This window comes from Amycolatopsis sp. NPDC003865, assembly GCF_053605345.1.
Window position 1 is genome coordinate 251,154 of sequence record NZ_JBSGJA010000003.1, and the last position, 12,744, is coordinate 263,897.

The window sequence follows — 12,744 nt, forward strand, 5'->3', positions numbered from 1 at the left end:
CACAACGGGCAGGAGACGACGGCGTGGTGACACAGCGGGGGAGGCGCGACGGAGCGGACTCCGCCGGCCGGCCGCCACGACGGTCCCGCCGCCAGGACACCCCGGACGCCGACAACGCGCCGACCGCGGAGATGCCCGCCGTGCCCGCCGAGGCGAACGGCCGCAACGGGGATGCCCCCGAGGCCGTCCGGGCGAAGTCGATCCCGGAAGCCGCCGTCGCCCGCCTCGCCGTCTACCTCCGCGTGCTGTCCGGAATGTCGGAACAAGGCGCGACGACCGTTTCGAGTGAAGAACTCTCGCAGGCAGCCGGCGTCAATTCCGCGAAATTGCGCAAAGACCTCTCCTATCTGGGGTCGTACGGCACCCGTGGCGTCGGCTACGAAGTGAGCGTCCTGGTCAGCCAGATCGAGCGCATCCTGGGCCTGACCCGGCAGCACAAGGTGGCCGTGGTCGGGATCGGCAACCTCGGGCACGCGCTGGCCAACTACGGCGGCTTCCCGGGGCGCGGCTTCCCGGTCGAGGCCCTGTTCGACCTGGACGCGGACCTGATCGGCGTGCCCGTCGGCGGCCTCCCGGTGTCGCACATGGACGACATCCCGCGGATCTGCGCCGAGCGCGGCATCTCCATCGGCGTGATCGCCACCCCGCCCACCGCCGCGCAATCGGTGTGTGACCGCCTGGTCGCGGGCGGTGTCCAGTGCATCCTCAACTTCGCCCCCGTCGTGTTGCAGGTTCCTGCTCACATCGAGGTCCGCAAAGTGGATTTGGCCGTCGAGCTGCAGATACTCTCGTTCCATGTGGCCCGCCGCGCGGACAGTGAAGGTCCGGCCGCCGGCAATCAGGGCAATTCCGGATTACCCGGTGCCGGCCTGCCGTCCGACAATGGCAAGGGCGGCCGGAACGGTTCGGGTCCGGACGGCGGACGGGAAATGGTGGTGCGCTCATGAGCGTGTTGGCGGTCGGGCTTTCGCATCGGAGTGCGGAGCTGAGCACGCTCGAGCGCGTCGCGATCCCGGCGCCCGAAATCGGCAAGGTGCTCGACGAGCTGCAGCAGGCCGCCCACATCAGTGAGGTCATGCTCGTCTCGACGTGCAACCGGATCGAGGTCTACGCGGTCGTCGAGACCTTCCACGGCGGCCTCAACGACGTCTCCGACGTGCTGTCCCGCCAGGCCGGCATGGAACCCGCCGAGCTCTACGACAGCCTGTACGTGCACTACGCCGGTGCCGCCGTCGAGCACCTCTTCTCGGTGACCTCGGGCCTGGACTCGATGGTCGTCGGCGAGACGCAGATCCTCGGCCAGATCCGGTCCGCCTACGCCACCGCGCGCGAGGCCGGCACCGTCGGCCGCACGCTGCACGAGCTGATCCAGACCACGCTGCGCGTCGGCAAGCGCGTCCACTCCGAGACCGGGCTCGACCAGCTCGGCGCGTCGGTCGTCTCCGAAGCGCTCGCGGCGGCCGGGGACGTCGCCGGCAAGCACGCCGTCATCGTCGGCGCCGGTTCGATGGGCGCGCTGAGCGCGTCGCAGCTGCGCAAGGCCGGGATCGGCGAGATCACCGTGGCCAACCGCACCGACGCCCGCGCCCGCCGGCTCGCCGCGAACGTCACCGAACAGGGCGTGCCGGCCCGTGCGATCCCGCTGTCCGGGGTCGCCGACGCCGTGCGCGACGCCGACGTCGTGATCTGCTGCACCGGCGCGCAGGACGCCGTCTTCGGCCCCGAGGACGTGCTGCCGCGCGGCGGCCGTGACCTGGTCGTCTGCGACCTCGGCCTGCCCCGCGACGTCGACCCGGCGGTCGGCGAGCTGGCCGACGTGCGCGTCGTCGACCTGGCCACCATCCAGCGCCGGATGCGCGAAGCCGGCACCCCGACCACCGAGCGCCAGACGGCCAAGGCGACCGGGATCGTCCTCGACGAGGTCCGCGACTACCTCGCCGGGCAGCGCAGCGCCGAGGTGACCCCGACCGTGACGGCGTTGCGCCGGCGCGCGGCCGAGGTCGTCGACGCCGAGCTGCTCCGGCTGGACAACCGCCTGCCCGAACTGGAGCCGGGCGTCCGCGAAGAGGTCGGCCGCACGGTCCGCCGGGTGGTCGACAAGCTGCTGCACGCGCCCACGGTGCGGGTCAAGCAGCTGGCCGCCGAGACGGCCGACACCGACTACGCGAACGCGTTGCGAGAACTGTTCTGCCTCGACCCGCAGGCACCCGCCGCGGTGGCGAGCCCGAAGCCCCCACCAGAGAAGAAGTAGCAGTGACCAGAGTCATTCGCATGGGTACGCGCGGTTCGAAGCTCGCGCTCACCCAGACCGGGACCGTCGCCGACGCCCTGCGCGCCACCGGCGTCGAGGTCGAGATCGTCAAGGTGACCACTCCCGGTGACAAGTCGATGGCGCCGATCGCGACGATCGGTGTCGGCGTGTTCACCTCCGCGCTGCGGGAAGCCTTGCTGCGCGGCGATGTCGACGTCATCGTCCACTCCTACAAGGACCTGCCGACCGCGCCGGAGCCGGGCATCACGCTCGCCGCCGTGCCGCCGCGCGAAGACCCGCGGGACGCGCTGATCGCGCGTGACGGGCTGACTCTGGGCGAGCTGCCGCCGGGCTCGACGGTCGGCACGGGCGCCGCCCGGCGGACCGCGCAGCTGCGCGCGCTGGGTCTCGGTTTGGAAATCGTGCCGATTCGCGGCAATATCGACACCCGCATGCGCAAGGTGACCGACGGCGAGCTCGACGCCGTGGTGCTCGCGCGTGCCGGACTGGCCAGGGTCGGTCTGGTCGAGGCGATCACCGAGACCCTCGACCCGATCCAGATGCTGCCGGCGCCCGCCCAGGGCGCGCTGGCGGTGGAGTGCCGGTCCGCGGACGTGGACATCGAGCAGCTGCTCGCGTCCACAGTGGACGACGAGGGCACGCGGGTCGCGGTGACGGCCGAGCGGGCCCTGCTGGCCGCGCTCGAGGCGGGGTGCAGCGCGCCGGTGGGCGCGCTCGCCGAGATCGTCGAAGATCTCGACGCCGAGGGCAAGGTCGTGGAACGGATCTCGCTGCGCGGCACCGCCGCGGTCGACGGCGAGAACGGCGCGGTGGACATGGTCCGGGCCTCCGCGCTCGCCGACAAGGACCAGGCCGCCCAGCTGGGCAAGGACCTGGCCGCCGAGCTGCTGGACCTCGGAGCCGGAGCCCTCTCCGGCCCCGCTCAGTAGCGCTCTCGCGAGCGCTTCGGAAAAGACGTGTAGGAGACCTGCGTCCGTGCGATCCCGCACGGCCGCCGCAAGAGGAGAAACGCACAGATGACCCCCGCGCGAAAGACCACCGGGCGCGTAGCGTTCGTGGGCTCCGGCCCCGGCGACGCCGGCCTGCTCACGGTCCGTGCCCAGGAGCTGCTGACCAAGGCCGAGGTCGTGGTGACCGACCCCGACGTCCCGCAGGCGGTGCTGGCCATGGCCGCCGAGGGCGCCGAGGTCCGGCCCGCCGTCGGCGAGGCCGCCGAGGTCGCCAAGGACCTGACCGCCGAGGCCAAGGCCGGCCGGCTGGTGCTGCGCCTGGTGGCGGGCGACCCGCTGACCACCCCGGCCGTGGTGGCCGAGGTGCAGGCGGTCGCGCGCACGAGCGCCGTGTTCGACGTCATCCCGGGCGTCTCCCCGGGCGCGGCCGTTCCGGCGTACGCGGGCGTCGCGCTGGGCGGCACGCACACCGAGGTCGACGTCCGCGGCGACGTCGACTGGGCGGCGCTGGCGGCGTCCCCCGGCCCGCTGGTGCTGCACGCGACGTCGGCGCACCTGGCCGAGGCCGCGTCGGCGCTGACCGGCAACGGCGTCCCGGCGTCGACCCCGGTCGCGGTCACCGCGAACGGCACCATCAACACCCAGCGCACCCTCGACACGACGCTCGAGAAGGTCGCCAACGACGCGGGCGAGCTCGTCGGGCCGCTGATCGTCACGATCGGCCAGGCCGCCGGGCACCGCTCGAAGCTGTCGTGGTGGGAGTCGCGCGCGCTGTACGGCTGGAAGGTCCTGGTGCCGCGCACCAAGGAGCAGGCCGGCGAGATGGCCGAGCGCCTGCGCGGCCACGGCGCGACGTCGCACGAGGTGCCGACCATCTCGGTCGAGCCGCCCCGCAGCCCGGCGCAGATGGAGCGTTCGGTCAAGGGCCTGGTCGACGGCCGCTACCAGTGGATCGTCTTCACCTCCACCAACGCGGTCCGTGCGGTCTGGGAGAAGTTCGAGGAGTTCGGGCTCGACGCCCGGGCGTTCTCCGGCGTGAAGATCGCCTGCGTCGGTGAGTCGACCGCGGCGAAGGTGCGCTCGTTCGGCATCATCCCGGAGCTGGTCCCCTCCGGCGAGCAGTCGTCCGAAGGGCTCCTGGCGGAGTTCCCGCCGTACGACGACGTGCTCGACCCGGTCGACCGCGTGCTGCTCCCGCGGGCGGACATCGCCACCGAGACCCTGTCGGCCGGCCTGCGCGACCGCGGCTGGGAGATCGACGACGTGACGGCCTACCGGACCGTCCGGGCCGCCCCGCCGCCCGCCGAGACCCGCGAGATGATCAAGACCGGCGGTTTCGACGCGGTCTGCTTCACCTCGTCCTCGACCGTGCGGAACCTGGTCGGCATCGCCGGCAAGCCGCACACCCGCACGCTGGTCGCGTGCATCGGCCCGAAGACCGCGGAGACCGCCGTGGAGTTCGGGCTCCGGGTCGACGTCCAGCCGGAGAAGGCGGACGTGCCGCACCTGGTGGACGCTTTGGCCGAGCACGCCGCGCGGCTTCGCGCGGAGGGTGCGCTGCCGCCGCCGCGCAAGGCGAAGCGGGCCCGCCGCTCCTGAGTTCGTGAACATCGAAGGCCGCCCCGATCGGGGCGGCCTTCGGTCGTTTCAGCGGGGGTTGTCCTTCCGCCACTTCAGGTAGTCGGCCACCGAGGCCGGGACGTCGAACTCGGGCTTGAAGCCCGTGTCGTCGGTGAGCCGCGAGATGTCCAGGTACGGGCCGTTCGCGCCGCCCGGCTGGAGGGTTACGCCCAACGCCGAGGCGAACTCGCCGTACGTGAACGGGCGGCCGCTCGACACGTTGTAGACCTCGTGGTTCAACGTCGCAGCCGTGGTCAGCAGGGCGATCGCGCGGCCCGCGTCCGGGGCGTAGCAGACGTCGCCGCCGTCGTCGGCGTGCATGTGCGAGGTCCCTGTGTTGACCAGCGAGGGGATCGGGCAGAACGGCGACTCCGGGTCCACCAGCGGGCCCCAGATCGTGCCGATCCGCAGCACCACCGGCTGGACGCCGCTGCCCGCCAAGGCGTGCGTCGTCAGCGGCTCGACCGCCTTCTTGAACGCGATGATCAAGTGCGGCAGGTCGGCCGTCGGCAGGGAGAGGTCTTCCGTCCACGGGACCTCGGGACGGCCGATGTACACGCCCAAGCTGCTCGCCACCGCGAACCGCCGGACTCCCCACGTCCGCGCCGCGTCGAGGGCGTTGAGCAGGCCGGTCGTGTCCGTGCGGAAGAACTCGACTGGATCGTCGCCCGGGATGCTGCCCGCCAGGTGGACGATGTCGCTGATGTCGTGGCGGGACCCGAGCGCCAGGAACGCGTCCCGGTCGGTGACGTCGAGCTGCTCGACCGTGAGCCGCCCCTCGAGGAACGACGGCACTTCGGCGCGCCGGTGGGCCGTCACGACGACGTCGTGGCCGAGGTGCAGCAGCGCGCGGGCGGTGTGGGCACCGATCATGCCGAGCCCGCCGGTGACGAGGATCATCGCGCCAGGCTAGGCAGCCGAAACCGCGGGTTCTTGAACGAATCGCGCAGGAACGGCAGGTAGGACGCCGAGTGGTCGTGGCCGCACGCGCACTCCTCGACGCTGCCGCCGAGCAACGCCCGCGGGGTGAGCCCGGTCAGCCGCAGGCACTCCCGGCCGAGGTGGGCCTGGTCGGCGTATCCGGCGTCGGCGGCCAGCCCGGCCGGCCCGCCGGCGCCCGCCTGGGCCAGCGCGAGGAAACCCTGGAACCGCAGCGTCCGCTGCAGGACCTTCGGCGCGACGCCCACCGCCTGCAGGCAGCGGCGGCGCAGCTGGCTGGGGGAGAGCGCGAGGTGCCCGGCCAGGGTGTCGATGTCGACCGGGCGCCACGGCATCAGCAGCCGGACCGCCTCGGCCACCAGCGGATCCACCGCTCTCACGGGCAGCCGGGCCTGGACGGTTTCGAGGGCACGCTCCGGGGAGGCGGCGATGGCCTCGGCCAAGCGGTCGTCTCGCAGGTCGACGTGCTGGTCGACCAGCTCGTCGAGGGGCACCGGCAGCGGGGGCGCGGCACCCGGCCGGAACCGGACACCGACGAGCGTCGTGCGGGCCGGGATGACCTCGAGCCGGGCCGCGGTCAGCGGGCCCAGCAACCGGGGGCGGCCGCCGATCGGGAAGTGCAGCTCGACCCCGCCGGTCGGCAGGTGCCGCTGGACGTACGGCTCGTCGCCGGTGCGCTGGAACCAGACCGTCCGCACGAAGGGCACCAGCCGCGGCACGGGCAGGCGTTCGACGTACTCGGTCACCCCCGTACCGAATCGTCCGCGCGGACGCGGGTCAAGCACCCTTGCGGAACTCCGGCGATCACAGCCGGAGTAGCTTGGTAAGGGTGTTCCCAGAGCATCGTCCCCGCAGGCTCCGCACCACCCCGGCCATGCGCAGGCTGGTGGGTGAGACGACGCTGCGGCCACGCCAGCTGATCCTCCCGATGTTCGTCGCCGAGGGGCTCGACACGCCGCGGCCGATCTCGAGCATGCCGGGCGTCGTCCAGCACACCCGCGACACGCTGCGGAAGGCCGCCGTCGATGCGGTCAACGCCGGCGTCGGCGGGCTCATGCTGTTCGGCGTCCCGAAGACCCGCGACGCCGAAGGCTCCGGGGCCGTCGACGAGAACGGCATCCTCAACGTCGCCCTGCGCGACCTGCGCCACGAGCTCGGTGACGCCACCGTGCTGATGGCCGACACCTGCCTCGACGAGTTCACCGACCACGGCCACTGCGGCGTCCTCGACGCCGACGGCGGGGTCGACAACGACGCCACCCTGCGCATCTACGCCGAGATGGCCGTCGCGCAGGCCGAAGCCGGGGCGCACGTGCTCGGGCCGTCCGGGATGATGGACGGCCAGATCGGCGTCATCCGCCGCGCGCTCGACGAGGCCGGGCACCGCGACAAGGCGATCCTCGCCTACTCCGCGAAGTACGCCAGCGCGTTCTACGGCCCCTTCCGCGAGGCCGTCGACTCGCAGCTCAAGGGCGACCGCAAGACCTACCAGCAGGACCCGGGCAACGGCCGCGAGGCGCTGCGCGAGATCGAGCTGGACCTCGCCGAGGGCGCGGACATGGTCATGGTCAAGCCCGCGCTGTCCTATTTGGACGTCATCAAGGCGGCCGCTGACATCTCCCCGGTGCCGGTGGCGGCGTACAACATCTCGGGCGAGTACGCGATGGTCGAGGCAGCCGCGGCGAACGGCTGGCTGGACCGCGAACGGACCGTCCTCGAGGTGCTGACGTCGATCCGCCGCGCGGGCGCCGACCTGATCCTCACGTACTGGGCCGCCGAGGCCGCTGCCTGGCTGGACTGACGTATTAGAGTCCACCCGTGGACGACAAAGAGGACCTGACGGGTCTGACCGACGACGAACGGCGCAAACTGGGCCGCTCGCCGGATCCGGTGCTGCCGGGCCAGGTCGCTACGCAGGTGACGCCGCCCGGGCCCGTGCAGGTGTCCTTCTGGTTCTGGCTCGTCGGCGGGCTCGTGCTGATCGGCGGCCAGGTGCTCACGCTGGTCCTCAAGCAGCAGCTGATCGACCAGCTGATCAAGCAGAACCGCGAGGCGGGCCGGCAGTTCGACGCGGCGGCGATCGCCAGCGGCACCACCACGCTGGTCTGGGTGCTGTTCGTGGGGGCGGTGGTGTTCGCGCTGCTGATGGCGCTGTTCGCCTACAAGGCCCGCGAAGGCACCCGCTCGGCGCGCACGGTGCTCACGTGGCTCGCGATCGCGTGCGTGCTGTTCCAGTTCGCCCTGTTCAGCAACCTGCCGTCGGTCATCGCGACGCTGCTGTTCGTCATCGCGCTGGTCCTGATGTACCTGCCGTCGGTGCGCGACTACTTCCCGAAGGCCGGCAGCAAGCCGTGAGCGACCGGCTCTACGCCGAATCGGGCGTGAGCTGGGCCGCCATCGTGTGGGGCCCGGTGTTCGCCCTGCTCGGCGCGCTGGCGGAGCTGGCCACGGGCGGGCCGGTCCACGTCGTGGGCTGGCTGATGGTCGGCTTCGGGCTGTGCGTCATCACGGTGCCGTGGGTGTACGCGCGCCGCCGGTTCCTTTCCCTGGAAGTGACGACGAAGCAGCTGCGGCAGGGCCGGGAGAAGGTCCCGGCGGACCAGCTCGCGGCGGTGACGGACGTCGGCGCGCCGGTGGGCGCCCGGGTGCTGGGCGGCGGCTGGGCGGTGCCGCGCAAGTACGACTCGCTCCCGGTCGAGCTCGCGGACGGCACGGTCGTCCTGGCGTGGGCGAAGGACGTCGAAGCGCTGCAGGACGCGCTGGACCGGCTCGTCCGGGCGACGCCGAAGGAAGCATGAGAAAATCTCTTCCGTGATCGACCTTCCGCAGCCCACCGGGGCCGAGCTCTGGCCGCCGGAAGAACCCGGCCCGCGCGCGCGGCTGCACAAGCCGTGGCGGACGCTCGTCGCCGTCGTGGAAGTCGTGCTCGCGGTCGCCGCCGGCTGGGCCGCCTACGCCCTCTGGCACGGCGGCCGCGCGACCGTCGTCACGCGGACCGACGACGGCGCCGTCCTGGAGTCGCACCGGTACTTCGGCGGGATGCTCGCCGCCGCCATCGGGCTCGGCACGGTCGCCGCGATCCTGCTGGTCGACGCGGTGCGTCAGCTGCTGCTCGCCGTGCGTGCGCGCCACCGCGCCCCGAAGGCCTGATACACAGCTCCCGCACAGGGAACGAACAGTCAATTGCTAAGCAGCGGCAGCAGGGTTGCCGCATGACGCGCGTGCGTGCCTCGAAGGCATGGGTGATCAACGGTGCTCTGGTCGTACTGCTGGCCGGGGCGGGTTTCGGGATATACCAGGCATTCAGTCCCGAACCGAACACGGCGCAGGCGCAGACGCGCAGCACCCCGGTGCGCCGCGCGACGGTCACCGAGACCATCTCGGCCGCCGGCACCCTCGCCAGCAGCTACACCGGCGCGGCGAACTTCTCGACGGCGGGCAAGGTCACCTCGATCGACGTGAAGGTCGGCGACGTCGTCAGCGCCGGCCAGAAGCTCGCCACCGTCGACAGCACGCAGGCGGCGAAGCAGCTTCAGGTCGCGAAGGCGAACCTCGCGGTCGCCCAGGACGGCCTGGACTCCGCCGAAGACGCCGAAGACACCCCGGCGACCGGGCAGAACTCCCAGAACAGCGCGCAGTCCGCGGCGAACAGCGTCACCTCGGCGCAGGCGAAGCTGGACCAGGCGCAGCTCGACGTCCAGACCGCGCAGACGGCGCTCGACAACACCACGCTCTACGCGCCCGGCGCCGGCACGGTCACCGCGATCAACGGGACGGTCGGGCAGCAGTCCTCCAGCGGCTCGGCGAGCAGCTCCCAGACGTCGAGCAGCAGCAGCAGCAGCGGCAGTGGCCAGGGCGGCGGGCAGGGCTCGTCGAACTCGGCCGGCGTCTCGTCGTCGAGCACGAGCAGCAGCGGCTTCATCACCATCACGAACATGACCGGCCTGGTCGTGAACACCTCCGTCGCCGAAATCGACGTCAGCAAGGTCAAGACCGGCCAGAAGGCCACCGTCACGCTCAACGCGCTGCCGGACAAGCCGATCCAGGCGACCGTCTCGAGCATCAACCTGACCCCGACGACCAGCGGCAGCGTCGTCTCCTACGGCGCGCAGCTGGCGCTGACCGACCCACCGGACGGGCTGCGGCCCGGCCAGTCGGCGAGCGTCGTGATCACCGTGGCGGAGGCGCAGAACGCGCTGAGCGTGCCGGCCGCGGCCGTGACCACCGCCGGCAGCACCAACGTCGTCACCGTGCAGGAGAACGGCCGGAACGTGCCGCGGCAGGTGCAGGTCGGCATCCGCGGCGAGTCGACCGTGCAGATCACCTCCGGGCTGACCGAGGGCGAGAACGTCGTGCTCACCGGGGCCTCGGCCGGCACCACCGGCACCGGCCGGACCGGGACCGGCGGCACCGGCGGGTTCCCGGGCGGCGGGACCGGCGGCTTCCCCGGCGGCGGCCAGCGCGGCACCGGCACGGGCGCCGGCGGCGGCTTCGGCGGCCGCGGGTGAACCCGGCGCGCGCGAAGCCGGTGATCGCGGTCTCCGGGCTGCGCAAGACCTACGGTGCCGGCGAGACGGCGGTGCACGCGCTGCGCGGCGTCGACCTCACCGTGTGGCCCGGCGAGTACGTCGCCATCATGGGCGCTTCGGGCTCGGGCAAGTCGACGCTGCTGAACATGCTCGGCTGCCTCGACGTCCCGACGGCCGGTCAGTACCTGCTCGACGGCTTCGGCGTCGGCAAGCTGAACGAACGGCAACTGGCGTTGCTGCGCAACCGGAAGATCGGGTTCATCTTCCAGTCGTTCAACCTCGTGCCGCGGACGTCCGCGCTGTCCAATGTGGAGCTACCGTTGGTCTACAGTGGACTCCGTCGGGCGGAACGCCGGCGCCGCGCGCTCGCCGCGCTCGAGATGGTCGGGCTGTCGGACCGGGCCAAGCACCTGCCGAGTGAGCTCTCCGGCGGGCAGATCCAGCGCGTCGCCGTGGCCCGCGCCCTGGTCACCGGCCCGGCGATGCTGCTGGCCGACGAGCCGACCGGCAACCTCGACCGCCGCAGCACCGAAGACGTCCTCGGGGTGTTCGACCGGCTCAACCGCCTCGGCCGCACCATCGTCGTCATCACGCACGAGGACGAGGTCGCCGAGCACGCGCGCCGCGTGGTGCGGGTCGACGACGGCCTCATCGTGTCCGACGAGATCACCCGCGCGGCCGGAGCGCTCACGTGAACTTCCTCGAAATCCTGCGCTTCGCCGTCCGCGGGCTCACCGCGAACAAGCTGCGCTCGGCGCTGACCACGCTCGGCATCACGATCGGCGTCGCCGCGGTGATCCTGCTCGTCGCGGTCGGCAACGGCGCGTCGGCGGCCATCGCGGCCAGCATCCAGGGTCTCGGCACCAACGTCGTCAACGTCTCCCCGGCGCGCGGCGGCGGGCAGGGTGCCTCGGCGCGGCCGCTGACCGTCCAGGACGCGCACGCGCTCGTCGACCCGATCGGCGCGCCCGACGTCAAGGCCGCGTCGCCGGTGGTCAACACGACGGCGACCGCGAGCTACGGGCAGACGTCGTACGACATCTCCAGCGTCGCCGGCACCGAACCGGCGTACTTCACGACGACCAACCGCGAGCTCGCCCAGGGGCAGCTGTTCACCAGCGAGGACGTCACGGCCGCGCGCAAGGTCGTCGTCCTCGGCCCGACCACGGCGGAGTCGATCTTCGGGACCGCCGATCCGGTCGGCAGGAACGTCTTGCTCAACAGCATCCAGTTCACCGTCATCGGGGTGCTGCAGGCCAAGGGCAGCACGGGGCTGCAGAACGCCGACGACGTCGCCATCGCGCCGATCTCGGCCGTGCAGAACTCGCTGGCCGGGTACGGCAGCCTCAGCCAGATCGCGGTCCAGGCCACCAGCGCGGACTCCGTGTCGCTGGCCCAGTCGGAGATCACCGCGATCCTCAACGCCCGCCACGGAATCCGGCTCGGCGGCACCGCCGACTACCAGATCCAGAACTCCGAGCAGCTGCTCGCGACGCGGACGTCGGCGACCGAGACGTTCACCGTGCTGCTGGCCGCGGTCGCGGCGATCTCGCTGCTGGTCGGCGGCATCGGCGTCACGAACATCATGCTCGTCACGGTCACCGAGCGGATCCGCGAAATCGGCATCCGCAAGGCCATCGGCGCCCCGCGCGCGGCCATCCTCGGCCAGTTCCTCGCCGAAGCGACCATGCTCAGCCTGTTCGGCGGGCTGCTCGGCGTCGCGATCGGGCTGATCGGCAGCCGGTTCACCATCTCCGGGATCACACCCGTCGTGGTGCCCTCGTCGATCCTGCTCGCCTTCGCGGTCTCCGCCCTGATCGGGCTGTTCTTCGGCAGCTTCCCGGCGAACCGGGCCGCCAAGCTGCGGCCGATCGACGCCCTGCGTCACGAATAAGGAGTCTTCGCATGTCTTCCACCACGACCCCACCGCCGAGCGCGGAGGAGATCGTCGCCAGCCCGGCGGTCGACGGTGACCTGAACGCCGAAATGCGGCGGGCCGCGAAGCCGTTTTCGCGCACGACGCTCGTGCTCGCCGGGCTCGTCGTCCTCGCGATCGCGTTCGGCGGCGGCGCCTGGACGCACGCGGCCTTCGGCTCGTCGTCGACCTCGGCGCCCACCCGCCCCACCGGTGCGGCTCAAGGCGGTCAGCAGGGCGGCACCGGCCAAGGCGGCTTCCGCGGCGGGGGCGGCGGTCGTGGCACCACCGGCACGGTCGACCGCGTCGACGGCACCACGGTCTACGTCAAGACCGCGCAAGGCGACGACGTCAAGGTGTCCACATCGGACTCGACGACGGTCGGCGTCACCCAGCAGGGCAAGCTGGCCGACCTCAAGCCGGGCGCGACGGTCGTCGTGCAGGGCCAGGCGGGCGAGGACGGCACGGTCACCGCGCAGGCCATCACCCAGCAGGCGGCGCGCTAGCCGCCCTCAGGCC

At 72.1% G+C, this 12,744-nt stretch carries 14 protein-coding genes; 12 read left to right on the forward strand and 2 right to left on the reverse strand.

Going from position 1 to position 12,744, the window contains the following annotated elements; translation table 11 throughout:
* Window positions 1-23: 23 nt before the first annotated feature.
* The 4 genes from ACWEVP_RS09820 (at window position 24) to ACWEVP_RS09835 (ending at window position 4,821) form a co-directional block, all read left to right on the forward strand.
* Window positions 24-947 carry a redox-sensing transcriptional repressor Rex gene (locus tag ACWEVP_RS09820; RefSeq protein WP_452062195.1) on the forward strand — a complete coding sequence of 308 codons (924 nt, stop codon included), beginning with the start codon at window positions 24-26 and terminating at the stop codon, window positions 945-947.
* Window positions 944-2,251, forward strand: coding sequence for a glutamyl-tRNA reductase (locus tag ACWEVP_RS09825; RefSeq protein ID WP_452062196.1), 1,308 nt, complete (start codon window positions 944-946; stop codon window positions 2,249-2,251). Before ACWEVP_RS09820 ends, ACWEVP_RS09825 begins: the two co-directional genes overlap by 4 nt.
* A gap of 20 nt (window positions 2,252-2,271) precedes the next feature.
* The gene (gene hemC, locus ACWEVP_RS09830) at window positions 2,272-3,201 is read left to right on the forward strand and encodes a hydroxymethylbilane synthase (protein WP_452062197.1); all 930 of its coding nucleotides are present in this window, start codon (window positions 2,272-2,274) and stop codon (window positions 3,199-3,201) included.
* An 87-nt stretch (window positions 3,202-3,288) separates the two neighbouring features.
* The gene (locus tag ACWEVP_RS09835) at window positions 3,289-4,821 is read left to right on the forward strand and encodes a bifunctional uroporphyrinogen-III C-methyltransferase/uroporphyrinogen-III synthase (protein ID WP_400901008.1); all 1,533 of its coding nucleotides are present in this window, start codon (window positions 3,289-3,291) and stop codon (window positions 4,819-4,821) included.
* A gap of 48 nt (window positions 4,822-4,869) precedes the next feature.
* Here ACWEVP_RS09835 and ACWEVP_RS09840 read toward each other — a convergent pair whose 3' ends face one another.
* Both ACWEVP_RS09840 and ACWEVP_RS09845 read right to left on the reverse strand, forming a co-directional pair.
* Window positions 4,870-5,742 (reverse strand): NAD-dependent epimerase/dehydratase family protein, encoded by an 873-nt coding sequence (locus tag ACWEVP_RS09840; RefSeq protein ID WP_452062198.1) that lies wholly within the window; start codon window positions 5,740-5,742, stop codon window positions 4,870-4,872.
* Window positions 5,739-6,527: a DUF6597 domain-containing transcriptional factor gene (locus ACWEVP_RS09845; RefSeq protein ID WP_452062199.1), complete on the reverse strand. Its 789-nt coding sequence runs from the start codon at window positions 6,525-6,527 to the stop codon at window positions 5,739-5,741. The genes ACWEVP_RS09840 and ACWEVP_RS09845 overlap by 4 nt, the downstream gene beginning before the upstream one ends.
* Window positions 6,528-6,610: 83 nt before the next feature.
* Here ACWEVP_RS09845 and hemB point away from each other — a divergent pair, with 83 nt between their 5' ends.
* From hemB to ACWEVP_RS09885, 8 genes are all read left to right on the forward strand, one after another.
* Window positions 6,611-7,582 (forward strand): porphobilinogen synthase, encoded by a 972-nt coding sequence (gene hemB, locus ACWEVP_RS09850; protein ID WP_452062200.1) that lies wholly within the window; start codon window positions 6,611-6,613, stop codon window positions 7,580-7,582.
* A 17-nt stretch (window positions 7,583-7,599) separates the two neighbouring features.
* Window positions 7,600-8,136: a hypothetical protein gene (locus tag ACWEVP_RS09855; protein WP_452062201.1), complete on the forward strand. Its 537-nt coding sequence runs from the start codon at window positions 7,600-7,602 to the stop codon at window positions 8,134-8,136.
* Window positions 8,133-8,579 carry a hypothetical protein gene (locus ACWEVP_RS09860; protein WP_452062202.1) on the forward strand — a complete coding sequence of 149 codons (447 nt, stop codon included), beginning with the start codon at window positions 8,133-8,135 and terminating at the stop codon, window positions 8,577-8,579. The genes ACWEVP_RS09855 and ACWEVP_RS09860 overlap by 4 nt, the downstream gene beginning before the upstream one ends.
* Window positions 8,580-8,592: 13 nt before the next feature.
* Window positions 8,593-8,931, forward strand: coding sequence for a hypothetical protein (locus ACWEVP_RS09865; protein ID WP_452062203.1), 339 nt, complete (start codon window positions 8,593-8,595; stop codon window positions 8,929-8,931).
* Window positions 8,932-8,993: 62 nt separating this feature from the next.
* A complete protein-coding gene (locus tag ACWEVP_RS09870; protein ID WP_452062204.1) occupies window positions 8,994-10,289 on the forward strand; it encodes an efflux RND transporter periplasmic adaptor subunit in 1,296 nt (431 codons plus the stop codon).
* The gene (locus tag ACWEVP_RS09875) at window positions 10,286-11,005 is read left to right on the forward strand and encodes an ABC transporter ATP-binding protein (protein ID WP_452062205.1); all 720 of its coding nucleotides are present in this window, start codon (window positions 10,286-10,288) and stop codon (window positions 11,003-11,005) included. Before ACWEVP_RS09870 ends, ACWEVP_RS09875 begins: the two co-directional genes overlap by 4 nt.
* Window positions 11,002-12,204 (forward strand): ABC transporter permease, encoded by a 1,203-nt coding sequence (locus ACWEVP_RS09880; protein ID WP_452062206.1) that lies wholly within the window; start codon window positions 11,002-11,004, stop codon window positions 12,202-12,204. Before ACWEVP_RS09875 ends, ACWEVP_RS09880 begins: the two co-directional genes overlap by 4 nt.
* An 11-nt stretch (window positions 12,205-12,215) precedes the next feature.
* Window positions 12,216-12,731 (forward strand): hypothetical protein, encoded by a 516-nt coding sequence (locus tag ACWEVP_RS09885; RefSeq protein WP_452062207.1) that lies wholly within the window; start codon window positions 12,216-12,218, stop codon window positions 12,729-12,731.
* Window positions 12,732-12,744: the final 13 nt, after the last annotated feature.